General features: G+C 51.9%; 24 protein-coding genes. 16 read left to right on the top strand and 8 right to left on the bottom strand.

Going from position 1 to position 26,004, the window contains the following annotated elements:
- Window positions 1-99: 99 nt before the first annotated feature.
- The 10 genes from ABRZ28_RS06550 to ABRZ28_RS06505 all read left to right on the top strand — a co-directional run bounded on the left by ABRZ28_RS06550 (window position 100) and on the right by ABRZ28_RS06505 (window position 8,349).
- A complete protein-coding gene (locus ABRZ28_RS06550; protein WP_319602456.1) occupies window positions 100-348 on the top strand; it encodes a hypothetical protein in 249 nt (82 codons plus the stop codon).
- 76 nt (window positions 349-424) lie between these two features.
- Entirely contained in the window at window positions 425-655 is a 231-nt protein-coding gene (locus ABRZ28_RS06545; protein ID WP_442878678.1) for a hypothetical protein, read from the top strand.
- Between the two features lie 321 nt (window positions 656-976).
- The gene (locus ABRZ28_RS06540) at window positions 977-1,276 is read left to right on the top strand and encodes a GNAT family N-acetyltransferase (protein WP_330519765.1); all 300 of its coding nucleotides are present in this window, start codon (window positions 977-979) and stop codon (window positions 1,274-1,276) included.
- Between the two features lie 391 nt (window positions 1,277-1,667).
- Window positions 1,668-1,976, top strand: coding sequence for a hypothetical protein (locus tag ABRZ28_RS06535; protein WP_319602458.1), 309 nt, complete (start codon window positions 1,668-1,670; stop codon window positions 1,974-1,976).
- Window positions 1,977-2,186: 210 nt separating this feature from the next.
- Entirely contained in the window at window positions 2,187-3,959 is a 1,773-nt protein-coding gene (locus tag ABRZ28_RS06530) for a sensor domain-containing diguanylate cyclase (RefSeq protein ID WP_330519764.1), read from the top strand.
- A gap of 246 nt (window positions 3,960-4,205) precedes the next feature.
- Window positions 4,206-5,018, top strand: coding sequence for a mannosyl-3-phosphoglycerate phosphatase-related protein (locus ABRZ28_RS06525; protein ID WP_319602460.1), 813 nt, complete (start codon window positions 4,206-4,208; stop codon window positions 5,016-5,018).
- Window positions 5,019-5,105: 87 nt separating this feature from the next.
- Window positions 5,106-6,323 (top strand): glycosyltransferase family protein, encoded by a 1,218-nt coding sequence (locus ABRZ28_RS06520; RefSeq protein WP_319602461.1) that lies wholly within the window; start codon window positions 5,106-5,108, stop codon window positions 6,321-6,323.
- Window positions 6,324-6,583: 260 nt separating this feature from the next.
- Window positions 6,584-7,333 carry a bifunctional NADP-dependent 3-hydroxy acid dehydrogenase/3-hydroxypropionate dehydrogenase YdfG gene (gene ydfG, locus ABRZ28_RS06515; RefSeq protein ID WP_319602462.1) on the top strand — a complete coding sequence of 250 codons (750 nt, stop codon included), beginning with the start codon at window positions 6,584-6,586 and terminating at the stop codon, window positions 7,331-7,333.
- Between the two features lie 284 nt (window positions 7,334-7,617).
- Window positions 7,618-7,962 (top strand): DUF1283 family protein, encoded by a 345-nt coding sequence (locus tag ABRZ28_RS06510; protein ID WP_319602463.1) that lies wholly within the window; start codon window positions 7,618-7,620, stop codon window positions 7,960-7,962.
- Window positions 7,963-8,049: 87 nt separating this feature from the next.
- Window positions 8,050-8,349: a DUF1161 domain-containing protein gene (locus ABRZ28_RS06505; RefSeq protein WP_319602464.1), complete on the top strand. Its 300-nt coding sequence runs from the start codon at window positions 8,050-8,052 to the stop codon at window positions 8,347-8,349.
- Between the two features lie 90 nt (window positions 8,350-8,439).
- Here ABRZ28_RS06505 and ABRZ28_RS06500 read toward each other — a convergent pair whose 3' ends face one another.
- The 4 genes from ABRZ28_RS06500 to ABRZ28_RS06485 form a co-directional block, all read right to left on the bottom strand.
- Entirely contained in the window at window positions 8,440-9,903 is a 1,464-nt protein-coding gene (locus tag ABRZ28_RS06500) for an MDR family MFS transporter (protein ID WP_319602465.1), read from the bottom strand.
- A 193-nt stretch (window positions 9,904-10,096) separates the two neighbouring features.
- A complete protein-coding gene (gene bioD / locus ABRZ28_RS06495; RefSeq protein ID WP_319602466.1) occupies window positions 10,097-10,762 on the bottom strand; it encodes a dethiobiotin synthase in 666 nt (221 codons plus the stop codon).
- A 165-nt stretch (window positions 10,763-10,927) separates the two neighbouring features.
- On the bottom strand, window positions 10,928-12,145 hold the full coding sequence (mlc, locus tag ABRZ28_RS06490; RefSeq protein WP_319602467.1) for a sugar metabolism global transcriptional regulator Mlc: 1,218 nt from the start codon (window positions 12,143-12,145) through the stop codon (window positions 10,928-10,930).
- A 220-nt stretch (window positions 12,146-12,365) separates the two neighbouring features.
- Complete coding sequence (locus ABRZ28_RS06485) at window positions 12,366-13,259, bottom strand: LysR family transcriptional regulator (RefSeq protein WP_319602468.1); 894 nt, start codon at window positions 13,257-13,259, stop codon at window positions 12,366-12,368.
- A gap of 131 nt (window positions 13,260-13,390) precedes the next feature.
- On the opposite strand from ABRZ28_RS06485, the gene ABRZ28_RS06480 reads away from it, so the two are divergent.
- A complete protein-coding gene (locus tag ABRZ28_RS06480) occupies window positions 13,391-14,632 on the top strand; it encodes an MFS transporter (RefSeq protein ID WP_319602469.1) in 1,242 nt (413 codons plus the stop codon).
- A 123-nt stretch (window positions 14,633-14,755) separates the two neighbouring features.
- Window positions 14,756-15,688, top strand: a complete 933-nt coding sequence (tus, locus tag ABRZ28_RS06475; protein ID WP_319602919.1) for a DNA replication terminus site-binding protein — start codon at window positions 14,756-14,758, stop codon at window positions 15,686-15,688.
- Between the two features lie 59 nt (window positions 15,689-15,747).
- On the opposite strand, the gene fumC is transcribed toward tus, so the two are convergent.
- Complete coding sequence (gene fumC / locus ABRZ28_RS06470; RefSeq protein WP_330519763.1) at window positions 15,748-17,145, bottom strand: class II fumarate hydratase; 1,398 nt, start codon at window positions 17,143-17,145, stop codon at window positions 15,748-15,750.
- Between the two features lie 322 nt (window positions 17,146-17,467).
- On the opposite strand from fumC, the gene manA reads away from it, so the two are divergent.
- The 4 genes from manA to add all read left to right on the top strand — a co-directional run bounded on the left by manA (window position 17,468) and on the right by add (window position 22,453).
- Entirely contained in the window at window positions 17,468-18,640 is a 1,173-nt protein-coding gene (gene manA / locus ABRZ28_RS06465; RefSeq protein ID WP_319602471.1) for a mannose-6-phosphate isomerase, read from the top strand.
- A gap of 62 nt (window positions 18,641-18,702) precedes the next feature.
- A complete protein-coding gene (locus ABRZ28_RS06460) occupies window positions 18,703-20,205 on the top strand; it encodes a YdgA family protein (protein WP_319602472.1) in 1,503 nt (500 codons plus the stop codon).
- Between the two features lie 99 nt (window positions 20,206-20,304).
- On the top strand, window positions 20,305-21,288 hold the full coding sequence (locus ABRZ28_RS06455; RefSeq protein ID WP_330519762.1) for an arsenic resistance protein: 984 nt from the start codon (window positions 20,305-20,307) through the stop codon (window positions 21,286-21,288).
- A 148-nt stretch (window positions 21,289-21,436) separates the two neighbouring features.
- Entirely contained in the window at window positions 21,437-22,453 is a 1,017-nt protein-coding gene (add, locus tag ABRZ28_RS06450) for an adenosine deaminase (RefSeq protein ID WP_319602474.1), read from the top strand.
- 49 nt (window positions 22,454-22,502) lie between these two features.
- Here the strand turns inward: add and ABRZ28_RS06445 are convergent, their stop codons facing one another.
- The 3 genes from ABRZ28_RS06445 to araC all read right to left on the bottom strand — a co-directional run bounded on the left by ABRZ28_RS06445 (window position 22,503) and on the right by araC (window position 25,948).
- Entirely contained in the window at window positions 22,503-23,516 is a 1,014-nt protein-coding gene (locus tag ABRZ28_RS06445) for a bile acid:sodium symporter family protein (RefSeq protein ID WP_330519761.1), read from the bottom strand.
- 354 nt (window positions 23,517-23,870) lie between these two features.
- Window positions 23,871-24,917, bottom strand: a complete 1,047-nt coding sequence (locus tag ABRZ28_RS06440) for an oxidoreductase (RefSeq protein WP_330519760.1) — start codon at window positions 24,915-24,917, stop codon at window positions 23,871-23,873.
- Between the two features lie 71 nt (window positions 24,918-24,988).
- Complete coding sequence (gene araC / locus ABRZ28_RS06435) at window positions 24,989-25,948, bottom strand: arabinose operon transcriptional regulator AraC (RefSeq protein ID WP_319602477.1); 960 nt, start codon at window positions 25,946-25,948, stop codon at window positions 24,989-24,991.
- Window positions 25,949-26,004 lie beyond the last annotated feature (56 nt).

Raw genomic sequence — 26,004 nt, 5'->3', positions numbered from 1 at the left:
CTGGTTTCTGATAGAGGATCGTCATTTATGTCATTAAAAAATACGGGCTATGAACAATACGACATCTTCTAGGTAATTCATTTACTTAGAGGATTATTTATGTCTGTAAAGAGCAGGGCGCGCGACCGTCTTCCCAATGGTCGCATGAAGTCTTATCGTCGCGTTGGCCGTCGTTTTGCCAGTTGCGCAAGATGGTTTGATAAATCGCCGTCCTGGTATCGCAATCTGATGATGACCCGACCAGAACGTCGTGAAGTGAAACGACGATTGACCGAAGTCCGTCATGGCCGTGATCCTGACGGGATCGCATTTCCGGTCAGCAACAAGCCGTTTGCGTATTGGTGGTGACCACGAAGTTTTTAAAGACCAGATAAAAACCGACTAACCATTTACTTCAAACGATAACGCCGGTCAGTGACAAAACATGTTTTTGTTGCTGTCCGGAATTCGGCGCGGCAGCATTCCTGCGAGGCGAGTTTATGAAGACGTTCACGACACATCGCGAACTGAAGAAGAGTTATTAAAATATCCCGTGTTGCGGGCCGCTTATGAGGCTGAGAGCCAGAACCCGGATTTGGATTACCAAATTATCCGGCATCGCGATGACGGCACTGAGGAAGTCGTGTTTGATTCAGCGCATCGACACGACCAATGACAGCACCGGAATACCAGTTCCCGCCCAGGATTACCTGGGTTCGCATAATGTATATTATGTTAAATTAACTATGGCAGCCGATCGGCGGCGTCATATTTCACCGCTACTCCCTGTACCCTGTAAATCATTGTTGGAGTGATTTTTGACATCCCCTTAGGTGTATTAGCTCAGATTTGACCTGACACAGCTATGGCACAAAGCCAAACCTAATCTGACAGGTAGCTCTGTGCCAACAACGGACATTGCTGACAAATTGATTTTATTCAATCGAGAACAAGTCATATCATCATAAAACTTGTTAAAACAGATGGAAATTAACTTTTGGACATCACTATTAGCGCCGCGCAACCTGACCATTACTCGTCACTCCGCGCCATTGAATTAGCTGCTTTTGAAACACTTCGTGAAGCAGGTGCTGTTACAGGCCAAGCGGTCGCAAATAGCCTAAAGGAATTTTATGATTTCAGCCGCGACGGTTTACTGCTTGCAGCCTTTACGCCGGAGTCAATCCCTGTGGGATTTATAGCTGGCAATTTCGAAGACATATGGCTGCACATTGCTGAAATTGATGTACATCCAAACCTACAGGCTCGCATGCCCTGTGAGTATGTGACATCGTAGTACTCTTTCCGGGAAGATTCACCCTGCCTGATTTTTTCTAATATCATGCGGATATCATCACCTCCAGTACAAAATTTGATTGACGCATTTCATCACGCTCAGTACCATTAATTTACTTTCACGTCCGACCTCATTATCTGGCATGCAATGCCTACAGGGATTGATTCATAGCTATGGACTTTGATACTCCAATTTATATCGGCGCTTTTTATTTATCGATTATTTGCATTGCCCCTTTAGTTGTCGCTGTTTTGCACAAGTACCATCAAAAAACCGGCAAAAGCCATACTCCCTTTTATGTTTACAGGATATGCCAATTTTATTGGGCAATAGTAATGGTGCCATTTTTATTGGTATTTTTGTTGTTTTTGATTAATACATTAGGCTTAGTATGAAAGTAAAAAAACTGATGAAGAAAACAGGTGTTTGTCCCTTTTGCAAAAGCAGTCTTGTAAAAGATAATGCTTCTGAATGTGGCTGTGGCGCGCAAGTTTTTCAAAACACTGGGAAAACTGAATTCTTTTCATGGGTTGTTTTTAGTCTTATTGCTATAGGCGCATTTTTGCTGGCTGTGCAACTTCGTATCTATCTGAGCGCGACTGCGGGAATCATGTACCTCCTGCCTATCATTTACATGATAAAAAAACACAAAGACTTAACTCGTGAATATTACAAAAAAAGGTTGTTTTGGATAAGGTGAGGAATATACAGGCTGCATAGCATCGGTTCATAAAATGTTTGCAGAGCCGACGAAAACAAAATCTTTACATTTCCGCCTGCCCGGTCATTTTCACCCTCCATTCAAGCCATCGCCATGATGCTATAATGCTATAATGCATAGAATCGTATAGCGGACTCATCCTCTTTGCCGGGCAATTTGGGAAAGATATCTACGCGGGTAAAAACCAATATGTTCACTGGTCTTAACAAAAACGAAGAAAAAAAACTGGCTACTCTTGAGCAGCTTAGAATAGAAGACAAAACAAAAGATCAGGCATTGGGTGATTTCGCAGAGCTGGCCCGCAAAGTCATGAGCGTATCAGGCGCTTTCGTCACCGTTTTTGACGGTCAGTATCAACACGTAAAATTCGCGATTAATGCGCCCTTCCCGCTTGAAAGCATGCCGATAACCGAAACGATGTATCAACATGCCGTCGATACCGATAGCCCGGTGATATGTCCAGACACGCGCGCTGATACGCAGTTTAGCAATCACCGGCTGGTTAAAGAAGGCGCCATCGGATTTTATGCCGCGGCGCCATTGAAGACTCGGGATGGATTTGTGCTTGGTTCGCTCTGCGTTATCGATAAACATCCCTTTATGCCCTCTCAAGACCGCATTGACAACTTTCTGCACATCGCCAACCTGGCCGGTGTTTACCTTGAGGCCAGAAACTCTATTGGGTTTATTGACGCCTTGACCAATTTGCCCAATAGACGCCAACTCCTGCGCGATATTGAAAAACTAGCGGAAAAAAACGTCAATGACTCTTATAGCCTGATAATTTTCGACTGCATCGACATGCCTCAAGCCTATGAACTTTCTAGATATTTAGGGCTTTTCGCCGTTGAGAAAATGCTCAAGGACTTCAGTTCATTATTACGCCTTCGACTTAACCTGAAAAAAGAAACGGTGTTATATACCTTTGCGCCGGGTCGGTATGCGGTGCTGTTAAAATCGCGTAATGCGGAAAATCTCATCCAAAAAGCGGGCGCGTTGCCGCCAACGCAGAGCAAAATCACCACCGATATCGACATTACGCTTAATACGCATGCCGGCTATGTGTCGTTTAAACCTACCGCCGCCTCACCCGCGGAGATTTTTCGTCAGGCGATCAGCGCACTGCATGAAGCGATAAAACGGGACATTCCTGTACAAAAATTTGATATAGAGTTAGATAAAAGAAGAAATGATGAATTCAGGCTTTTGTACGACCTGAGCGAAGCAATAAAAACTGAAGGTCAGCTTTATCTGGTTTACCAGCCTAAAGTGTCGCTGTCAGACGGTCATATCGAAGGCGTGGAGGCATTGTTACGTTGGCAACATCCGTCCAAAGGCAATATTCCGCCCACAACGGTCGTCGCCCTGGCGGAAAAAACCAGTCTGATATCTGCGATTACCCATTGGGTGATTACCACCGCGCTTTCACAACTCAAAGAATGGAGAAAAGCCGGCATCGGTATTCCCATTTCAGTTAATGTGACCGTTCGCGATTTATCCAAAGCCGGCTTTGCCGACCGACTGGAGGAACAAATCCTCGCATCCGGCCTTACCACAGCGGATTTGCGTATCGAATGTCTGGAAACCGAAAAAGTACTGGAAAGCGATATCGCGCTGAATGAACTCGACGTTCTCAAACTGAGAGGCGTTAAGATATTGCTGGACGATTTCGGCGCCGGATATAGCAACATCAATTACCTGCGCCGTATCCCCCTTGATATCGTTAAACTTGACCGTTCCCTTATCAGCCTTATCACGACAGATACCGGTAGCCGAATTATCGTACGTAATATCATCGTGATGCTTAAGGAGTTGGATTACCTGGTTCTTGCCGAAGGGGTTGAAGATGAGGAAACGGCGTTGATGCTCAAAACGTTTGGCTGTGACGAAGCGCAGGGTTACTTTTTCTCAAAACCCGTTTCAGCCAAACAGATTGCGGCCATGTTTTCAGTTCATGAGTAGCCATTCTCACAAAACTACAAGGCCATCTTTTTGCTGGTCGCGCTTCAGTATTCAAGGCGCCCTGCCGTTACGTTTCTCATAAATTTGCCTAAAAGATAATTTATGCATACAGTTAAAGGTAAGGGTTAAGCCAATTTTCATCTTATTATCAGACTGATAGCGAGAATCAGTCTGAGATAACGACTCAACGCAGCGCGGTACACTCATCGTTATTATCTGTTTACCCCAATAACTTATGGAGCGCGAATGTCAGAATTGAGTTCCAATCTGATGATTTTCAGCGACCTCGACGGTTCGCTGCTGGATCACGATACCTACAGTTGGGAACCTGCGCGTCCGTGGCTGGAACGATTGGCGCAGCACAAGATCCCCGTCATCATCACCACCAGTAAAACAACGGCGGAGGTCGAACAATTACAATGCGATCTTGGACTCAGCCATCTACCTTACATTGCTGAAAATGGCGCGCTGATTGCACTACCGCCAGACTGGCATTGGCATCCGAATTATCCACGCAAGATTTTTGGCGCCGACTACGCTTTCATTTGCGCCCGGCTCAATCAATTACGCGACGAGTACGATTTCAGCTTCAGAGGCTTTGCCGATATGAATGCCGCAGAGGTCGCCAGGTTGACGGGCTTATCGGTGCAGGATGCCGAACTGGCCCGCCGACGTGAAGCCTCTGAGCCCATTCAATGGCTGGGCGATACCGATTCTCTGGCCCATTTTCGCCGGATATTGGCGCAGACAGGGTTATCCCTGACCCAGGGCGGACGCTTTTATCATGTCATGGGCGAAAAGGTCGGTAAGGGAAATGCCGTTAACTGGATAAAAAAACAGTACACGGATAAAAATGATAATCCCGTGCTGACGATGGGTCTGGGCGACGGGCCGAATGATGTTTCCTTGTTATGTGCAGTAGATAATGCAGTAATCATTAAAGGTAAAGTAAATCAAATTGTTACCTTGCCAGAAAACTTTACAGGCCGGTTATATCGCACGCGGGCCACCGGGCCGACAGGCTGGAGTGAAGGTCTTGCATACTTTATTGGTGATTAATTTCATCGACGATATCAGGCACATATAGCCTAAATTCAAGTCGCGGGAAGGCGGCGGAGACAGGCATACATTGTATGGGAGAGCATCATGAGTGAGTTTTATCAGGATGGAATAATTACCAACTTTCACAATCTGACCCAACGCAGCGTGGAAGAACTTGAATACGAGCTACAGGTCTTTTCCGGACAAAACAGCATGGGACTTATCCTTCCGTCCCTTTTTTCCGAGCTGGAAGGACCGGCGCTGGATAATATTATCGACCTGTTGTCCAAAGTGTCTTATCTCGGCGAGATCGTCATCGGTTTGGATCGCGCCGATAAAGAACAGTTTCAATTTGCGCGCCAGTTTTTCTCGCGCCTGCCGCAGCGTCACCGCATCCTATGGAATGATGGCCCCCGCCTGAAAGCATTAAGCGATGAACTGGCGGATAAATCGCTGGCGCCGACGGAGCCAGGCAAAGGCCGCAACGTATGGTTTTGCGTCGGTTATACGCTGGCGTCGCGTCGTACCACCTGCGTTGCGCTGCATGATTGTGACATTGTCACTTACAATCGCGGCATGCTGGCCCGCCTGCTCTACCCGGTGGCGAATCCGCATTTCCATTATGACTTCTGCAAAGGCTATTACGCGCGCGTCGCCGACGGCAAACTCAACGGACGCGTCGGTCGCCTGCTGGTCTTCCCATTGCTGAAATCTTTGCAAAAGGTTTACGGCAACTCAGACTATCTGGAGTACATGCGCAGTTATCGTTACCCGTTGTCCGGCGAGTTCGCCATGCGGACCCATATTTTGAACAATCTGCGTATTCCCAGCGACTGGGGCCTGGAAATCGGCGTTCTGTCGGAAATTCACCGGGGTACGGCAACCAGCCGTATCTGTCAGGTGGATATTGCCGACAACTATGACCATAAGCATCAGCCGATGTCGGAAAATGATCCCAGCGCGGGGCTGCAACGTATGGCGAGCGATATCACCAAAGCGCTGTACCGCAAGCTGGCGATTTTAGGCGTCAATATTACGACGGATTCATTCCGCGTCCTGCGGGCGACCTACTACCGAACCGCGCTGGATATGATTGATGCTTTCGAACACGACGCCCGGATGAATGGGTTGCATTTTGATCGGCATACGGAAGAATCCGCCGTCGAATTATTCTCTGATGTGATTACGCTTTCTGGTCAGGTTTATACCGAGAGCCCTGGGGATAAACCCTTTGTTCCAAGCTGGAACCGTGTCCAGTCCGCTTTCCCTGACATCCTTGAGCGGCTTTACGATGCCGTGGAAGCAGATAATAAAGATGCGTAAACGTCCTCGTCTCTATCTCTCATAATGAAAGAACAGCCGCTTCGCGGCGGCGGTTCATCGAAGGTCAATGAATATGCGGTTAGCATTCAAGCAGGATTGCTATCCTTCTTCTTTGCCTTCCATAGGGGTCGTGACTTTAACTATACTGGCTTTATCTATACTCACATTAAGCACAAGCAGCCGCCTTCCATTTGGCAACGCTGATTTGTCGCCTCACTCACTTAGTTGACGATTGAAACGCACGCAAAGGAAACTACAGCATGATTATTTTTGTTACCGGGGCAACGGCTGGATTTGGTGAAGCCATCACGCGCAGATTCATCAAAGAGGGCCATAAAGTTATCGCAACCGGCCGTCGTCAGGAACGTCTGGACGCGCTGAAAGAAGAATTGGGCGAATCGCTGCATACCTTACGACTGGACGTGCGCGAACAGAAGTCTATCGATCAGGCCCTCACCTCGCTTCCCGCCGAATGGCGTGATATCGATGTTCTGGTGAATAATGCCGGTTTGGCCTTAGGGCTGGAATCAGCGGACAAAGCCAATGTGAACGACTGGGATGTGATGATCGACACCAATAACAAAGGGCTGGTTTTTACGACCCGCGCGCTGTTGCCGGAGATGGTCAAACGTAATACCGGACATATCATCAACATCGGCTCCACCGCCGGAAACTGGCCTTACGCCGGCGGCAATGTCTATGGCGCGACGAAAGCGTTTGTCCGGCAATTCAGTCTTGGTCTGCGGGCCGATTTGTTCGGCACTCAGGTTCGGGTCACCAATATCGAACCGGGTCTGGTCGGCGGAACGGAATTTTCCGCCATACGCTTTAAAGGCAACGAAGACAAGGTGAATAAGACCTACGACAATACCCATCCGCTTACGGCTGAGGATGTCGCCGAATCCGTATTCTGGGTAGCGACGTTGCCAGGTCACGTCAACATCAACTCGTTGGAAATGATGCCGGTCAGCCAGTCTTTTGCCGGGCTGAATGTTTATCGCGAAAATTGAAACCGGTATGGCGCGAGGCCGTTTTTCGCGCCGCCCCTTCCTTCTCACCGCTTGCATCAGCGGTTATAGAGCCGTTGATGAGAAGAGTGATACACTCCATCGCACAGGCTGTTCTTCCCGAACCTTTCTCATGCGGCCATGGGATTGCCGCGAAGGGTTCCTTTTGTCTTTACCGGCAGAATTTGCCATAGTAATAAGGTTTTTGCACTGATACCCAATGGCTCTCCAGGTGCGCATCCGTAACCAGAATGATGTCGGGTATATCCTATTTTTCAAGGTGAAACATGAACCCATATTCCTTTACCGCTTTGATTCGGGCCTTGATCCCACTATCCCTGATAATGGTTTCCGCCGCCTGGCAACCCGCTCAAGCCGATACCCGTCATATCGTTATTGAGTCAGATAATACCTTATCCAAGGAAGCCGCTCGGCAGAGCAGCGAACAGTGGAATTCAACCCGTACCTTGCGCAATAAAGTCAACTCACGCGTCGAGAAAGAGTTCGATAAGGCTGAAAAGTCGATAGATGGTGAAGAGAAGTGTAACGCCAGCTATAACGTCAATGCCTATTGGGAAGCCAATACCTCACGTTGTCTTGATCGTCGGACAGGTCGCCCGGTTACGCCCTGATTTTTAGTCTACGCTTTTAATGTAACTTTCATCTGCCCGCACGGTATAACAATGGGCAGAAATTTATACAGCTAAAAGGGTGATAAAATGAAAAAAGCAATGGTATTTGGCGCGGCGATGTTGGTCATAGCGCCGCTGGCCGCGCAAGCGTCTTGCGAGAGCGTAAAAGCGGATATCGCACAGAAAATCATCAACAACGGCGTGCCTGAATCGGGTTTTACGCTTGATATCGTGCCTAACGATCAGGTCAATCAGGCTGGCGGTCAGGTGGTGGGTCATTGTGAAAACGACTCGCAAAAAATCATTTATATCCGCCACGCTGATGGCGAAACAAGCGCAGACAGCGCCACTTCCCCGGATGAGAGTCAGCCGGCGACCACCGAATAACCCCTTCGTGTTTTTTCTGTTTTCGTTTCAGAGCGCGTTTTTCTTCTCTCTGAAACGAAAATCCGTTCCCGTCTCAAGCACGCACGCTGATTAAACGCGGTGATTGGCGGGGATCATCCAGGCGGCAAACAGCGTCACGACCGCGATCAGCGCGGAAACAATAAAAACCCAATGTATTGAGAATGAAACCTGCCAGGCGATAGATTCCAACTGCGTCGCGCTCATCATGCCGCGGCTATGGACATCCATCAGCGTTTGCAGTGGATCGGCCATCTCCGGCAAACGAAAATGCAGGTTGATATTCAGCGTCGCCCCGAGAATGGCCGTTCCCAGCGCCGACCCGAGCATGCGGGTAAACATGGTTGACGCGGTTGCGATGCCGCGGATGGAATAGTCCACCGCGTTTTGTATCGAGACCAAAAAGGTGGTGTTGCTCAGCCCCATACCGGCGCCGATAGTAAATGCGGCGACGCGAGCCCAGTTCAGCGATTTATCCGGCGCGAGCGTTAACAGCATCAGACTGCCGGCTATCAGCAGCAATCCCCCGCAGACGGCGGTAAACCGATAGGATGTCCAGAGCATTAATCTGCCACCCAGCGTACTGGCCAAAGGCCAGCCAATCGACATCAGCGCCAGAATACTCCCCGCCTCCAGCGGCGAACGGCCCATCACGCTTTGAATAAAGGTCGGCAGAAAAGCGCTGACGCCCATCATGGTTGCGCCAATCAACAGCCCGCCCAGATTTCCGGCGACAATCACCCGGTTACGCCACAAGGCCAACGGGAAAAGCGGTTCCGGCGTTCTGGTTTCCTGTCTGAATAATAAAATGCCGCCGACCGCGGCGACCGCCAGTAACGGGATGACCCATACTCCCAGGATTTCAGCCTGCAATAACGCCATCAACAGGCTGGCGACGGTAATGGCAAGGTAGAATGCGCCAATCCAGTCCAACTGATGCTGCCGTACCTGGCTAATCGTCGGCAAGTAACGGGCTAATAAAAACATCGACAAAAATCCAATAGGCACGTTAACCCAAAACACCAGGGCCCAGGTGAAATGCTCAACGATAAATGCCCCCATCAGCGGGCCGACGATCGCCGAGATCCCCCATACGCTGGATAGATACCCTTGTATTTTAGGGCGCTCCCTCTTGCTATACACATCGGCGACGATGGTAAAGGCGATGGGCGTGATGGCGCCGGCGCCCAAGCCCTGTATGGTGCGAAACAGTATTAACCATCCCATATGGTTGGAAAAGCCGCACAGCACCGAGCCCAGCAGAAAAATAACCATGCCGATAAAGAAAATGCGCTTGCGGCCGAATAAGTCGGCCAGCCGACCATAAATAGGAATACTGATGGCCTGCGTCAGCAAATAACCGGCAAAAACCCATCCCAGGAGTGAGAAACCGCCTAAATCCGCGATAATCGTCGGTAGCGCGGTGGCGACAATGGTAACTTCAATTGCCGCCGTAAACATGGCCAACATACAGGCGATTAAAACCCAGTGGCGATGCTTTACAGGAGAGTGATCAGAATTATCGACTGTTTTCATTAAACTTTTTTGCCTGGCGGATAAACTCTGTTGTTGAGTATACCAGTTGTTGCCCGTCGGCGACCCTCTGCTTAAGGTCAGAAAAAATAGGACAGGGAAATTTAAAAAGGAGAGTGATGGGCGCAATATCGGAAATATAAGGTGCAGCGATGCTGACTACACCTTGAAATCATTCGGCGGACAATGCGCGGAACTAATAAGTTAATCCTGAAAGATCGATATAAGAAGATAAGTCACGCTGTTCGGCACGCGGTAAATAAGGCAATTCCCCTAATTGTGGCGCGGGAATTTTTTTACGCAATACGGTAATGATATCCGCGTAATTCGCTAACCCTGGATTAATTCTATTCGCCACCCAGCCGGCCAGCGGCAAACCATCATTAATAATGGCTTGCGCCGTTAATAACGCATGACTGATGCAACCCAATTTAATCCCCACCACTAAAACGACCGGCAGTTGTTCCTGAACCACCCATTCAGAATAAGGGCGCAGATCGTTGAGCAGCGTGCGCCAACCGCCGCTGCCTTCTACGACCACGACGTCGGCAAGCTCGCTTAAATGCTGCAATCCCTGAGTCATGGCGCTGTAATTAATCGCCTGTTCGCTGGCGCTGATTTCAACCTCGCGCAATGCGATGGGATTGATCATCTCGTAAGGAAGTTCGATAGACGACGCCGCCTGTAAAAGCTGCGCATCTTTATGATGTAATCCCTCTTCCGTTTCCACACACCCTTTTGCTATTGGTTTATAGCCCGCCACTGATTTTCCCGTCATTGCCAACTTTTGCAATAACGCTTTGGATACCACAGTTTTACCAACCGCCGTATCAGTTCCTGTGACAAAAACGCGTTTCAACATGAGAAAACTCCGGAGGGAACCTGAAAAATAACAAGCACTACAAAAAATGCTATCCAATAGCGAAAGTCTAGGCGATACGCCCTTCAGGCAGCTTGCGTTAGCTCAATGTTTTGTTGCTCTGCGCCGGCGGACGGGAAAATGCCAATATCAAAAGAGATTGAAAAATTAACCCTGCAACAATTTCACCAGTAGCGAGCCGTTATACAAGGCGTCTTTAACCAGCGCCGCGCCGGGCATGGTGCCTTGATTATAAAACTGCGTCGCTTCTACCTTAATGTTGTGGCTGTATGGCGGGAAAGATTGCTGATGAATGCATCCCATAATAGCCGGGTATAAAATATCCGCGGCTTTATTTAGCGGCGAACCGACCAGAATTTTATCGGGATTAAATAAATTAACCATAATGGCGACGATTCGGCCGACGTTATTACCCACATCATTAATAATATCTTTAGCCAACTGATCGCCTTTCAATGCCGCTTCGCAAAGGCTGTCGACCGTCAATGGCGTCCCATGCAGCGCCGAACTCATCGACACGCTCAGCCGCTGCTGCGCCAGATCTAACATGCTTTCCGTACTGGCGACCGTTTCAAGGCAACCATGATTACCGCAATAGCAGCGCTTGCCATAAGGGTCGACCTGCGTATGCCCTATTTCGACCAGGTTACGGCTGCCCGCATGCAAAATCCGTCCGCCGGTAATGACGCCCGCGCCGACATTATGGTCAATCACAATCTGAATGACATTCTGGCAACCGCGAGAAGCGCCATAGAGCGCCTCCGCCATCGTCCAGGCGCAGATATCATGTTGGACGAAAACGGGTAAACCGGTGCGCTGTTCCAGCGCCGGCCCGATCGCCATCTCCTCGACGTCATAAAACGGCATGCGATGAATAATGCCGGTGGCGGCGTCGATCATGCCGGGCGCGGTAATCGCAATGGCGGTAAGGCGTTCCAGACGATTTTGGTAGCGAATAAAAAACCGATCGATCTCCTGCAAAATACGTTGCAACAGCGGCTGCGGGTGTTCTGCGGGAAGCGGCAGGCTGTCTTCGACAACCAGCTGACTGCTCAGATCGCGCAGCGCCAGCGTAATCGTATTGTGACTGATGCGCGCGGAAAGGTAATGCCAAGCCTGAGTATCCAGAACCAGCCCGATGGCCGGACGTCCCCGACTGCCGATATCCTGGAATTCCGTTTCCTGCACCAGATGCGCCTCCAGCAGTTCGCGCACTATTTTGGTGATGCTGGCTGGCGCCAGCTGGGCGCGTTTAGACAGTTCAATACGTGATATCGGGCCATAATTATCGATCAGTCTGTACACCGCACCGGCATTCGTTTGTTTAATCTGATCGATATGTCCTGGCTGACCGTCGGCAATCACAAAACTGGCTCCTACTTTTCATCGCTGACACTGCTGATGGGGACCGGTTATACCCGCTATCCTTCAAGTTACAGCCTGGAGCGACAACTCGAAATCTATCAGGTATGTATAATCTATTTTTCACGCTGCAAAATAAAAAAACTGCGGTTATGTTGGGGCTTTTCGCCAAAGCCGTCAAATATTTGATTCGTTATGTGATTTAACGCACATATTGAAAATATTATCGATTAAGCATCAGCGAGATCAGCGTCTCCGCCGCCGTTTTTAACGCCCGGTGTTTTGCCGTAACCAGCCAGACTTCCGTAATCGCATCGCTTTCCGCTAATTGTAAATATTTCACGCCATCGACTTTGATGCGCATAAACGAAGCGGGAAGAATGGATACGCCCAGCCCGGATGACACCAGACCGACTATCGTCATCGCCTCGCCGACTTCCTGAGTAATGTAGGGCGTGATGCCGTATTTTTTCAGCAACGTCAGGGTTTCATCATACAAAGCCGTACCGACCTCGCGCGAGAAAAACACAAAAGGTTCATTCTCCAACTGACGAATGCTGATCGGCCCTTTGGCCTGCCTGGCCAGCGGGTGCTCCTCATGTACCACCGCAACCAGCGCTTCGTGCAGCAAGAGCTGATGGTCAAGCGCATCCGGCAACGGATTATTGCGCATCACCCCAATATCGAGTTTACCGTTCAGCAATGGCTCGATTTGCTGTTTGGTATTCAGCTCAATCATCTGGATATGCACTTGCGGAAAAGACTGGCGAAAACGAAGTAAACTGCGAGAAACCTTTTTAATAAAAGGCGCGGATGAAGTAAAACCGATGGTCAGTTCGCCGATTTCCCCGCGCTGAATGCGCGCGGCCCGCTCCGCCGCCTGATTAACCTGCGCAATGATTGACCAGGCTTCTTTTAAAAACATTTCGCCCGCCGGCGTCAGGCGGACATTCCGGTTATTGCGCTCTAATAACTTTGCGCCGACCTGCTCCTCCAAAATTTGTATTTGTTGGCTGAGAGGCGGTTGAGAAATAAGCAGTTTTTCCGCCGCGCGGCCAAAATGCAGCTCTTCGGCGACGGCAATAAAATAGCGAAGATGACGTAATTCAATATTCATATTTTATAAGTATTAATTATGATGATTAATATATTATACAAAAGAATATTGCTCTTCTATGATCGCGCCATCTTTTCCCTTCTTAACCTGGAATTATTTTGAGTACCCCCTCGACAACAGCATCAGGCAATATGTCTGTCTCGATCCTTGATGATGTAGAACCCCAGTCGCCAAAACCTACCGCTAACGGAAAAACACCTTATATCAAACGCGGCACGCCGCAGTTTATGCGCGTCACCCTGGCCCTGTTTTCGGCCGGACTGGCCACCTTTGCTTTGCTTTACTGCGTGCAGCCGCTGCTGCCGGTGCTTTCTGACGCGTTTTCCATTTCTCCGGCCGCCAGCAGCCTGTCGCTTTCGGTGGCGACGGCGACCATGGCCTTCGGCCTGCTGTTTACCGGCCCGCTGTCCGATACCGTCGGACGTAAAAACGTGATGGTCGTGTCGCTGCTGCTGGCATCCATTTGTACGTTAATTTGCGCCTTTATGACCAGTTGGCACGGCGTGCTGATCATGCGCGCCATGATTGGTCTATCGCTCAGCGGCGTGGCGGCCGTCGCCATGAGTTACTTGAGCGAAGAGATCCACCCTAGCGTGCTGGCCTTTTCCATGGGGCTGTATATCAGCGGCAACTCGATTGGCGGCATGAGCGGGCGACTGGTCAGCGGCGTATTGAGCGACTATTTTCCCTGGCGGGTCTCCGTCGGCGCCATCGGCGTTCTGGCGTTAATTTCGGCGCTGGTCTTCTGGAAGATTCTGCCGGAATCGCGCCATTTCCGGGCCGGTTCTTTGCGCCCCAAGGCGTTATTGCTGAATGCGAAACTGCACTGGCACGATGCCGGACTGCCGCTATTGTTTTTAGAAGGCTTTTTGCTGATGGGGTCGTTCGTCACCCTCTTCAACTACATCGGCTACCGGTTATTGGCTTCACCCTATCTGCTCAATCAGGCGATCGTCGGCCTGCTGTCAGTGGTTTATCTGACCGGCAGCTATAGCTCGCCGAAAGCAGGCGCATTAACCGCTCGCTATGGCCGCGGTCCGGTATTGATGATCTCCATCAGTATCATGCTGCTGGGTCTTCTTATTACCGCACTAAGTCCCATGCTGTGCGTTTTACTGGGCATGATGTTGTTTGCCGCCGGCTTCTTCGCCTCGCACGCGGTCGCCAGCGGTTGGATTGGACAGCGGGCTCGTCGGGCTAAAGGCCAGGCGTCCTCCATGTATCTCTTTTCCTACTATTTTGGCTCCAGTCTGGCCGGCACGGTCGGCGGCATGTTCTGGTACTCGTATGGCTGGGCGGGCATCACCCTATTTTTGGCCGCCTTACTGATCATCGCGCTACTGGTCAGCTTCCGTCTGAAACAACTGCCCTAACCTCGCCGATTCGCCATAAATCCCTGTTCAGCGACCAAAACACGGTTGCTGATGCCGGGGATTAGTTATATAACCATTAGTATGTTGTAACTAAAGGCATCGACAATGGGGAACGGTAAAACTATGGATCGCTACTCGCTGATTGACCGCATGAACCGCTGCTTCGCTTCGCTGGAGGAAAAATTGGCGCAGATGCCGCCTTTGTTTTCCTCCTTTCGCTTACTGGCCGGGCGCGTTTTTTCATTACCTGATATTGAAAAAGGCGCCGAGCACGACGCGATAGAACACATCATGGTTCAGCAGCATGTCGGCCAGGCGGCCTGCGAATCAGGGTTGGCGCATTTCCAGCGGCTGTTTATCCACCACTATCCGGAAACCATTAGCAGCAAAGCCGCGATTCGGCTCCCCGGCGCCCTGTGCTTTTCCGTCGACCTGCATCAGTATCAGCAGGCGCAACGGCTTATCGCCGAAATCAATGCGCTGAAAAAAGAACTGGAGCACATTATCACCGTTGAATCCGGCCTTGCCCCCGAACAGCGCTTTGAATTTGTTCACAATCACCTGCCGGGACTGATCACGCTCAGCGCCTACCGCTCGATAATGCTGGTCGTCAACCCGGCGTCCGTACGTTTCGGCTGGGCCAATAAACACATCATCAAGAATATGACCCGCGCCGAGCTGCTGAATAAACTGGAGAAAAGCCGGAAAGCCGGCAAGAGCGCGGCGCCGTACAGCAAGCAACAGTGGGCGGAATTCGTTGAACAGGAGATAGAGCAAGTATTGCGATTGCCCGAACAGGCGGTATTGAAGATAAAACGACCGGTGAAAGTCCAGCCGATCGCCAGAGTATGGTATCCGGAACAACAAAAGCAGGTGCAACATCCCTGTCCTTCCCCCCTGCTGGTCTTGTGCCGACAAGAATCCGCAGGCGCCGTTCCGGTTATCGGCGAATTGAATAACTACGATGCCGGCAACATAAAACATAAGCATAAACCGCAGGCGACACCGCTGAGATTGCTGATCCCCCGGCTGCATCTGTATACCGACGCCGTGTAAACGACCGCCGGGATCGTCACTGAGACCGCCTATCGCCAGCCGGCGATAGGCGGGATTAATCAGTTTTTCAGACTGCCGACCATATCCTGCGGTCGTACCCACTCATCAAACTGCGCATCGGTAAGATACCCGAGCTTCAGCGCCGATGCTTTTAAGGTCAGTCCTTCTTTATGCGCCTTTTTCGCGATTTCGGCGGCTTTATCGTAACCGATGTGGGGATTAAGCGCCGTCACCAGCATCAGTGATTCATTTAACAGCTGATCGATACGCTCGCGGTTCGGTTCAATGCCAACCGCGCAATGTTCATTAAAGCTTTTCATGCCGTCGGCCAGCAGACGCACCGATTGCAGGAAATTATGGATCACCATCGGGCGATAAACATTCAGTTCAAAGTTCCCCGATGCCCCGCCTATATTCACCGCGACGTCATTCCCCAGCACCTGACAACACAGCATCGTCAGGGCTTCGCACTGCGTCGGATTCACTTTGCCGGGCATAATCGAACTGCCGGGTTCATTTTCAGGAATACTCAGTTCGCCGATGCCGCAGCGCGGCCCGGAAGCCAGCCAACGCACGTCATTGGCGATCTTCATCAATGAGGCCGCCAGCCCTTTCAACGCGCCGTGTCCATGCACCAGCGCATCGCAGGTGCCTAATGATTCAAACTTGTTCGGCGCGGTGACAAACGGCTGCCCGGTCAGCTTCGCCAGTTCGGCGGCGACCCGGACGGCATATTCAGGGTGCGTATTTAATCCGGTGCCGACCGCCGTACCGCCCAGCGCCAGTTCGCACAAATGCGGTACGCTGTTTTCAATGTGCGTCAGGTTGTGTTGCAACATGGCCGCCCAGCCGGAAATTTCCTGACCCAGCGTTAACGGCGTCGCGTCCTGCAAATGGGTGCGCCCGATTTTTACGATATCTTTGAACCGTTCGGCCTTCGCCGCCAGCGTGCGCTGCAATACGGTCAACTCGGGAATAAGGTGCTCGTTAAGCGCCAGTACGGCCGCCACATGCATCGCCGTGGGGAAAACATCGTTCGAGCTTTGGCTTTTATTCACGTCGTCGTTGGGATGAACCAGGCGGTCGCTGCCCCGTTCTCCGCCCAATAACTCGCTGGCGCGGTTCGCCAGCACCTCATTCATATTCATGTTGCTTTGGGTGCCGGATCCGGTTTGCCAGATGGCCAGCGGGAACTCACCCGCATGCTTGCCCGCCAGCACCTCGTCGGCCGCCTGGACAATGGCGTTTCCGCGCTCGTCGGGCAGCAATTTCAAATCCATATTGACGCTGGCCGCCGCACGCTTTGTCTGCGCCAGCGCAAAGATCAGCGCGCGCGGCATTTTCTCTTCGGAAATACGGAAATGCTCCAGTGAACGCTGTGTCTGCGCGCCCCATAAATGTTCGGCAGGAACTTCAATCGGCCCCATTGAGTCTTTTTCAATACGCGTGGTTGTCATAACCATTTCTCCTTAGCATGACAGAATAATGAAGAGATCGGCATCGCCGTTCAAATGAAAATAAAAAGAATAATGACAATGCGAATCATTACGGCATGAGCTGACACAAACGCTGATTTAATGGTCAATTCTGCCGAAATCGTCCCGGAAAAGTGTTCCTTAAACGTCTGGGATAAGAGATTACCCCTACCGGCCCCGTCTGGAATAGTGGCACATAAAACATTAACATGATGTGAGCGAAAACCATTTATTTACCTGTTGCCGATTTGTTAACTATTTAAATTATGTTAATCAAAAGGTTACTTAACGTCAGGAAACCAACATGCAAAAAATGCTCAACCGTGTCCAGCACTACGCCTGGGGAAGCAAACACGCTTTAAGTGAGCTGTATGGTATTGATAACCCTAATAATTTACCAATGGCGGAATTATGGATGGGCGCCCATCCCAAGAGCAGTTCCCATGTCATTGACGAACAAGGCAACGATCGCAGCCTGCGTGAAGTGATTGCCGAAGACCTGACCGGGCATCTCGGCGCCGACGTGGCGCGGCGTTTTGGGGAATTACCGTTTTTATTTAAGGTTTTATGCGCCGACCAGCCTCTTTCCATCCAGGTTCACCCGAGTAAATCCTCAGCGGAACAAGGATTTGCGAAGGAAAATGCCGCCGGTATCGCGCTGGATGCGGCGGAAAGAAACTACAAGGACGCCAATCACAAGCCGGAATTGGTGTTCGCCCTGACCCCGTTCCAGGCCATGAATGGCTTTCGAGAATTATCTGAAATTGTCGCCTTATTGCAGCCGGTCGCCAGCGCGCATCCGTCGATTGCCGCCTTTTTACAGCAACCGGACGGTAAAAATCTCTCCATGCTGTTCGCCAACCTGCTAAGCATGGAAGGCCAGCAAAAAAGTCAGGCATTGGGCGTATTAAAAGCGGCGCTGAACAACCAGCAGGGCGAACCCTGGGCAACCATTCGCGATATTACCCGGTTTTATCCGGACGACAGCGGGTTATTTTCTCCGCTGTTGCTCAACGTCATTACGCTGCAACCGGGCGAAGCCATGTTCCTGTATGCGCAAACGCCGCACGCCTATTTGAACGGCGTGGCGCTGGAAGTGATGGCGAATTCGGATAACGTGCTGCGGGCGGGGTTAACGCCGAAGTATATCGATATCCCGGAACTGCTGGATAACGTGCAATTTGTCGCCAAACCGGCGGCAAATTTATTGACCGCCCCCATTCAACAGGGAAATGAGTTAAGCTTTCCGATTCCCGTAGACGACTTTGCCTTTTCCCTGCACCATCTGAACGGTGAGGCGCAAGCGCTCGGCCAAAATAGCGCCGCCATTGTTTTCTGCATTGACGGCGAGGCATTACTGCAAAAAGACGATCGGCACATCAGACTTAAACCAGGCGAGTCCTGTTTTATTTCAGCTAATGAAACACCGGTGTTGGTTCAGGGACAGGGGCGCATCGCTCGTGTATTTAATCGGTAATTACCGAGACAGATCGCTCGCCCGGAAGCATCCGGGCGAGTTTTAAAAAAGGATGAATAAAAATGAAGAAGTCATTAGTTGCCGCCGGCGTCATTATCGCTTTGGGCGCGGTCTGGACCGGCGCTTCCTGGTATACCGGTAAACAATTGGCTCAGAATATTGACGAGTTTACCGACAATATTAACGCGCAGATTAAATCCGCTTACCCCGATGCCGCGATAAAAGCGGTGTATCGTGATTATCAGGGCGGTATTTTCAGCAGTAAAGTCACTTTCGTTATGCAATACGACGGTTCGGACAAATGGCAAAAACCCCTGGCGCCGGGCGAGGAAATCGTCATCAACAATACCGTTTATCACGGCCCTTTCCCGTTGTCGCAACTCAAAAAGTTTAATCTGATCCCCGCGATGGCCGCCGTACATGCTGAACTGGGAGATACGCCGGTGATCAACCCGCTGTTCGAACTCACGCAGGGCAAACCGTTCTTCACCTCCGAGTCGCGCGTCGCCTACAGCGGCGCTATCGGTTCCGATATCAGGCTGTTGCCGATTGAATTTCAGGAAAACGATCAGAAATTTTCTTTCAGCGGCGCTCAACTCTTGCTGGACACCACCAGCGATTTTCGCGGTAACAAACTGTCGGGCGCTATCAACAATCTACTGATAGAAAAGAAAAATCCCTGGGATGAATTGGAAAGCTTCACGCTGAAAGATCTCGCGCTGAACGTCAACAATCACAAGGGCAAGTTTGACATCGGCATCGGCGACGGCAAAGTGACCGCCAAATCGCTGACGGTAGCCGTTGAAGGCCGCGAGCCGGTCGCGCTCAACAATATTTCGATACAAAGCACTGTGACGGAAGATGATAAAAACCTGGCGGGCAACACCACGATAGGACTGGAATCGTTAACTTTCGGCGATCGCAACCTGGGATCCGGCAACCTCAGCATTCACTTCTCCCAGTTTGACGGTGAAGGAACCAGGCAATTTGCAACCGATTATCAGAAAACGCTGCAACCGTTTTTGCAAAGCGCGGCCAAGGAAGATCCCCAGGCTTACCAGCATCAGGTGATGATCGCTTTCCTGCAAAATTTACCTAAATTGCTGAAAGGCAACCCCAGCGTCGCCATCTCTCCGCTTAGCTGGAAGAACAGTAAAGGCGAAAGCACCTTTACGCTGACGCTGGATATGACCGATCCGCTTCAGAACAGCGCCGCGGCCGCCGATCCGCAAGCGTCGGATGAAGAGAAAATCATTCTTCAGTCCGTCAAAAAACTCGATGCCAAATTGAATGTGCCGTTAGAGATGCTGGCCGAATTGATGGTTCAGGCGGAAAAACCGTCGGTAAATGCTGACGAGCAAGAACAGGCCCGGGAAATGGCGCTTCAGCAAGCGAATATGATGGCAAGCATCGGCCAGATGAATAGCGTGACCGTCACGAAAGATAATGCGATCACCAGTTCATTGCAGTATGCAGACGGTCAGATTGATTTTAACGGTCACAAGATATCATTATCAGATTTCATCGCCCCGTTTATCGGCCTTCCCGCTGAAGACGACAATTAAGCCTTTTATCCCCCGTAGATAGACAGCAGCCAGCGACGGTAATCGCGCCGTCGCTGGCTGTTCCCGCCCGAACCGGTTTTTATCGTTGAGCGACGCCGTATGCAAAAATTGAAGATATTGATGGAAGCGCGCCAAACGACGATCTACTTCATCGCCGTCGTCATGGCGATATTGATTGCGCTATTACGACCCGAAACCGCAAAGTTGGCGGCGGCGATCAATCCGGCGCTGACATTGATGCTCTTCGTGACTTTTTTACAGGTGCCGCTGGCGTCGCTAAAGCGGAGTTTGACCCAGCTACGGTTTCTTGCCGCGCTGCTGGTCGCCAATTTTATCGTTATTCCCCTGTTTCTCGCGCTCCTTGTGCCTTACTTGCCCGCCGATCCGCTGATTCGGCTCGGCATGCTGCTGGTGTTACTCGCGCCCTGTATTGACTACGTGGTGACCTTTTCTCATCTTGGCCGCGCGGATGCCTCACGCTTGCTGGCCGCCACGCCGCTGCTGCTGATGGTACAAATGCCGGCGTTGCCCTTTTATCTCAGCCTGTTTTTAGGTCAGGACGCCGCCGGGCTGATTCATATCGCGCCGTTTTTCCACGCGTTTGTCTGGCTTATCGCCATCCCCCTGTTGCTTGCCGGGCTGATGCAATGGGGCGCGCGCCGTTCTCCGGCGCTGGATAAATTGGCCGACGGACTCGGTTTGCTCCCCGTTCCCGCCACGGCGGGGGTATTGTTCGTCGTGGCGGCCGCCGTTATTCCGCAGCTAAAAACCAACTGGCCTCTCGTACTCACCGCGATCCCCATCTACCTGTTATTCGCCATCGTCGCGCCGGCGGCCGGCTGGCTGATCGGCAGACTCTTCCATCTGGCGCCCGCCGACGGACGCGCCGTCGCCTTTAGCGCCGCCACGCGTAATTCGCTGGTCGTGTTGCCGTTGGCTTTGTCCATTCCCGGCGCAATCCCGATACTGCCGGCGATTATCGTAACCCAAACGCTGATGGAGCTGTTAAGCGAGCTGGTTTATATCCGTCTGATCCCCAAACTGACCGGATATCAAGCCGACCGGCAACCTTCAGGCCGTTGATAAACTTGATGGGTTTGCAGACTTTTTTGCTTAACAATTGGCAATTTACCGCCATTTGTTTTTATACTTCACCGCATTCGGCCGGGCTGTTGTCCGACTTACCCATACCACGATGGTTATTAATACAACTAATTGCAAAGAGTACACCATGATTGATACGCGACTCCCACTGACGGATATTCACCGCCACCTTGATGGCAATATTCGTGCGCAGAGCATTTTGGAACTGGGCCGCCAGTTCAATATTTCACTCCCTGCCAACGACCTGGAGTCACTTCGCCCGCATGTGCAAATCACGAAACTTGAGCCGGATTTGCTGAGTTTTTTGCAAAAGCTGGATTGGGGAGTCGCCGTTCTCGGCTCACTGGACGCCTGCCGCCGTATCGCTTATGAAAATGTGGAAGATGCCGTCAATGCCGGGCTGGATTACGCGGAGCTGCGTTTTTCCCCCTACTATATGGCGATGAAGCATAACCTGCCGATTGCCGGCGTGGTCGAAGCGGTGATTGACGGCGTAACCGCCGGCTGCCGCGATCATGATATCGTGATTCGTCTGATCGGTATTTTGAGCCGCACCTTCGGCACCGACGCCTGCCAACAGGAGCTGGATGGCCTGCTGGCTCACCGCGACCACATTGTGGCGTTAGATCTGGCGGGCGATGAGCTGGGCTATCCCGGCGATCTGTTCTCATCGCATTTCAAACAGGCGCATGACGCCGGCTGGCATATTACCGTTCATGCCGGCGAAGCGGCGGGGCCGGAAAGCATCTGGCAGGCCATTCACCAGCTAAAGGCCGAGCGCATCGGTCACGGCGTCGCCGCCATTGTCGATACCGACTTGATGAGCTACATGGCCGAAAACACCATCGGCATTGAGTCCTGTCTGACGTCGAACCTGCAAACCAGCACGGTGACCGCGCTGGAGCAGCATCCGCTGGTGCATTTCCTGCGTTACGGCATTCCCGCGACGATTAATACCGACGATCCGGCCGTACAGGGCATCGAGATCAGGCATGAATACGAAGTGGCGGCGCCGCTGGCGGGATTAACCGCCGCAGAAACCCGTCAGGCGCAAGAAAATGGATTACGTATCGCGTTTATCAGCGAACAGGAAAAGCAACAATTGCGTGAGAAAGTGCTGCGTAAACGAGGTTTGGCTTCCTGATCCAGTCTGAAGGCCGGGAGGCGGGAAACACCGCCGGCCTTCAGCGGCACTATTGCTCGCTTGCCGGCGCCGCGGCACGCTCCGCTTCGGCGCGTTTTAGCCGGTTGGCGTAACGTTGAGCCAGCGCCGCACACACCATCAACTGAATTTGATGGAAAATCATCAACGGCAGCACCATCACCCCCACCGCCGATGCCGGAAACAGAACGCTGGCCATCGGAATGCCATTGGCCAGACTTTTCTTCGAACCGCAGAATACGATGGTAATCTCATCGGCGGTATTGAACCCCAGTTTGCGCGCCGCCAGCGTATTCGCCACCAGCACAATGGTCAGCAACACGATGGAACACACGACCACCGCCAGTAAAGACCAACCGTTGATCTGCCCCCAGATCCCCTGAACGACGGCCTCGCTAAAGGCGACGTAAACCACCAGAAGAATCGATGACCGATCGGTAATATTAATTAATTTGCGGTGACGATCGACCCATCCGGCAATCAGCGGGCGGGATAAGTGACCGATGACAAAAGGCACCATCAACTGCATGATAATCGAGCCGATGGCGTGCAACGTATCCGTCTGGGCCTCGCCCTGCGTATGCATCAGCAGGCCGACCAATATCGGCGACAGAAATACGCCCAGGATACTGGAGGCCGAAGCGCTACAGATGGCGGCCGCGACGTTGCCCCCGGCCATTGAGGTGTAGGCGATGGCCGACTGCACGGTCGCCGGCAAGGCGCACAGATAAAGAAAGCCGAGATACAGCGCCGGCGTTAACACCACCGGCACCAGCAGGCTCATGCCAACGCCCAGCAGCGGGAACAGGATAAACGTACTGGCGAATACCACCAGATGCAGCCGCCAGTGTCCCATCCCCGCCGTGATGGCCTCGCGCGACAGTTTGGCGCCGTGCATAAAAAACAGCAGCGCGATGGCGGCGGTCGTCAGGTACTCAAAAAAGATTTTTGCCGCGCCCTCGCACGGAAAAAATGATGCCGCCGCCACCACCGCAACCAATATCAGCAAAAACTTATCAATTCTTAATCGTTGTAACCACGCCATATTTACCCCTTTATCCCGGTATGTTCCCCGCCGCAGTCCAAATTTTCAACGTCTTGTCGTCCGCCGCTCAGCGCCGGCGAACATGAACACCCTATTTAAAACAATACAGGCGATCCTAAGATCGCCTCAGACTGTTAACAAACCTATCTGCCAAATCGGAACGGTGAGAATGGAATAGAAGAGTAAAGCGTCCGCGCCAGGGACGGCGCGGTTCGAGCTTACAGGGATGTACTTGCAGCGTCTTTACGATCTATCCATTCTCACCGCTCGACGCACTTGTCACCAACCTCACAGGCGATCCGGAGATCGCCTGCTTAAACCAAACAGTAATGTCTGTGGTAACAATTGGCAATGCTAATTATTTTTTAACGTCATAACCCGTTTCTGCTCGTGAGACGCCAGACCGAGTTCAATCAACTCCATCACCTGAATCGCCTGATGCACCGTCACCGGATTGTCCCCTTTGCCGGTTAACGCATCGCGGATGGCGGAATAGTAAGCGGCATAGTCGCCGGGAAGCGTCGATACGCGCTGCTCGACCGCCACGCCGTCGCGATGCAGGGTCAGCACCCCGTCCTCTTTGTCCTCGCCCCAATTGTCCAGCGGCGGACGCTGGCCGTTTTTCAACTGTTGTTCCTGCGTATCAAGGCCGTATTTCACAAAGCTGCCGCGCGAACCGTGGACGATATAACGGGCGGTTGGGGCGAGCGCCAGCATGCTGGCATGCAATACCACCCGCCGCTGGGGATAGATCAACACGGCGTGAAAATAGTCCGTCGCTTTACTGCCGGGCCTGAGCTGCGCCAGATCGACCTGAATCGCGACCGGCAAACCAAAAAGCTGCAACGCCTGATCCAGTAAATGCGGCCCCAAATCGTACCAGATACCGCTCCCTTCGCTGCCGTTCTCGCGCCAGCGCTCGCGAACCTCCGGACGATAGCGATCAAAATGGGACTCCATATAGACGACATCGCCTAACACGCCGGTGTGAAATAGCTGCTTCAATGTCAGAAAATCGCTGTCCCAGCGCCGGTTATGAAATACGGAAAGCAGTTTCCCCGCGTGTTCGGCCAGCAGATTCAACTCATGCGCCTGTGACAATGTCACGGTAAAAGGCTTGTCCACCACCACATGCTTGCCCGCCGCCAGCGCCTGTTTAGCTAATGGAAAGTGCGTGTCGTTCGGGGTGGGGATAACGATAAGATCGATCGCCTTATCGTTAAATAACGTATGGGGATCGCTCGCCACGTTGACATTGGCCCAGTCGGCATGGACTTTATCGGCGTCACGGCTGGAAACCGCGACCAGTTCCATACCCGCCGTTCCGGCAATCAATGGCGCATGAAACGTTTTGCTGGCATAACCGTATCCCAATAACCCAACACGAATTACGTCACTCATGAAGATTCCCCTTAGCATTGACGTTGTGATTTCATCACAAGTATATACCCAATAAATTTAGAGGAATCGGGTTATCTTGACGATATCTCCGCCGTGCGGTGAATGCCAACGGCGCCGGGGGCGGCCTCTTCCCATATCGGCGTCTCTTTTCTGGCCGCCGGATAGTTGATTTCGCTGCGGCTGCGACGGAAATCGCTCGGACTGACCCCCACGCGTTTGCGAAATACGCGGGAGAAATAGAGCTGATCGTCATAACCGACCACCCTGCCGATGTTGGCGATGGACTCCTGCGTGGTTTGCAGCAGCAGCTTGGCCCGGATCACCCGCTGGTCTTCACGCCAGCGCAAGATATTAATCCCGACCTGCTCGCGGAACAGATGCGCCAGCCGCGATGGCGACAGGCACACATGGCGGGCGACCTCATCAATGCGCAATTCGCCGGCCAGATTGCCGGTAATAAACTGGCAGGCTTCAATCACCCGCGGATCCATGATTTTTTGCGGACTCTGCGGATCTTCCTCCATCGCCCTCAGCAGCAGACGCTCCAGCAGGTTCATCCCCAACTCTTCCGAGAAACGCCGTCCCGAGCGCTGAGTCTGCTCAATATTGGCGAATAGCCGATCGAACTCCAGCAACAGCTGATTATTCGGCAGGCTCAAACAGCCGACGCCGCAGCGCCGGGTATGCCACTCCAGCCAATCGGCCCAGTACGCCCGCGGACGAAAATAGACCCAGCGGTGATACCAGCAGTCGCTGTCGGGCGCACGGCCGTAAAAGTGTTTTGATTTGGGCGGAAACAGCAGTAAATCGCCCGGACGGCAATAAAAGGCGTCGTCGCCGGCAAAAACCTGTCCTTCCCCCTTAATCGTGAGATTAATGATGTAGCCTTTCATGCCATCCGGGCGATCGATGAAGAAGTCGAGCGGTCCGCCCGCCAGGATGGGCGTTAATCCGGCGACCAGGTAGGCGTTAAACGAGTAGCCTGGCAGCAACGGATTAGACTGGGATTCCTGCGCCACACGGTGATACATCCAACCTCCGGAACACCTGGTGAGAGAATGAAATACAGGTTTTACCCCGTCACGCG

Origin of the sequence: Brenneria sp. g21c3, from assembly GCF_040240345.1 — a bacterium.
Lineage (GTDB): Bacteria > Pseudomonadota > Gammaproteobacteria > Enterobacterales > Enterobacteriaceae > Brenneria.
This window is presented reverse-complemented; position numbering and strand designations above follow the sequence as displayed.

Excerpts from the sequence above, each read along its gene's own strand:
- ABRZ28_RS06550 (WP_319602456.1), top strand. The coding sequence starts at position 100 with ATGTCTGTAAAGAGCAGGGCGCGCGACCGTCTTCCCAATGGTCGCATG.
- ABRZ28_RS06545 (WP_442878678.1), top strand. The coding sequence starts at position 425 with ATGTTTTTGTTGCTGTCCGGAATTCGGCGCGGCAGCATTCCTGCGAGG.
- ABRZ28_RS06535 (WP_319602458.1), top strand. The coding sequence starts at position 1,668 with ATGAAAGTAAAAAAACTGATGAAGAAAACAGGTGTTTGTCCCTTTTGC.
- ABRZ28_RS06530 (WP_330519764.1), top strand. The coding sequence starts at position 2,187 with ATGTTCACTGGTCTTAACAAAAACGAAGAAAAAAAACTGGCTACTCTT.
- ABRZ28_RS06525 (WP_319602460.1), top strand. The coding sequence starts at position 4,206 with ATGTCAGAATTGAGTTCCAATCTGATGATTTTCAGCGACCTCGACGGT.
- ABRZ28_RS06520 (WP_319602461.1), top strand. The coding sequence starts at position 5,106 with ATGAGTGAGTTTTATCAGGATGGAATAATTACCAACTTTCACAATCTG.
- ydfG (WP_319602462.1), top strand. The coding sequence starts at position 6,584 with ATGATTATTTTTGTTACCGGGGCAACGGCTGGATTTGGTGAAGCCATC.
- ABRZ28_RS06510 (WP_319602463.1), top strand. The coding sequence starts at position 7,618 with ATGAACCCATATTCCTTTACCGCTTTGATTCGGGCCTTGATCCCACTA.
- ABRZ28_RS06505 (WP_319602464.1), top strand. The coding sequence starts at position 8,050 with ATGAAAAAAGCAATGGTATTTGGCGCGGCGATGTTGGTCATAGCGCCG.
- ABRZ28_RS06500 (WP_319602465.1), bottom strand. The coding sequence starts at position 9,903 with ATGAAAACAGTCGATAATTCTGATCACTCTCCTGTAAAGCATCGCCAC.
- bioD (WP_319602466.1), bottom strand. The coding sequence starts at position 10,762 with ATGTTGAAACGCGTTTTTGTCACAGGAACTGATACGGCGGTTGGTAAA.
- ABRZ28_RS06485 (WP_319602468.1), bottom strand. The coding sequence starts at position 13,259 with ATGAATATTGAATTACGTCATCTTCGCTATTTTATTGCCGTCGCCGAA.
- ABRZ28_RS06480 (WP_319602469.1), top strand. The coding sequence starts at position 13,391 with ATGTCTGTCTCGATCCTTGATGATGTAGAACCCCAGTCGCCAAAACCT.
- tus (WP_319602919.1), top strand. The coding sequence starts at position 14,756 with ATGGATCGCTACTCGCTGATTGACCGCATGAACCGCTGCTTCGCTTCG.
- fumC (WP_330519763.1), bottom strand. The coding sequence starts at position 17,145 with ATGACAACCACGCGTATTGAAAAAGACTCAATGGGGCCGATTGAAGTT.
- manA (WP_319602471.1), top strand. The coding sequence starts at position 17,468 with ATGCAAAAAATGCTCAACCGTGTCCAGCACTACGCCTGGGGAAGCAAA.
- ABRZ28_RS06460 (WP_319602472.1), top strand. The coding sequence starts at position 18,703 with ATGAAGAAGTCATTAGTTGCCGCCGGCGTCATTATCGCTTTGGGCGCG.
- ABRZ28_RS06455 (WP_330519762.1), top strand. The coding sequence starts at position 20,305 with ATGCAAAAATTGAAGATATTGATGGAAGCGCGCCAAACGACGATCTAC.
- add (WP_319602474.1), top strand. The coding sequence starts at position 21,437 with ATGATTGATACGCGACTCCCACTGACGGATATTCACCGCCACCTTGAT.
- ABRZ28_RS06445 (WP_330519761.1), bottom strand. The coding sequence starts at position 23,516 with ATGGCGTGGTTACAACGATTAAGAATTGATAAGTTTTTGCTGATATTG.
- ABRZ28_RS06440 (WP_330519760.1), bottom strand. The coding sequence starts at position 24,917 with ATGAGTGACGTAATTCGTGTTGGGTTATTGGGATACGGTTATGCCAGC.
- araC (WP_319602477.1), bottom strand. The coding sequence starts at position 25,948 with ATGTATCACCGTGTGGCGCAGGAATCCCAGTCTAATCCGTTGCTGCCA.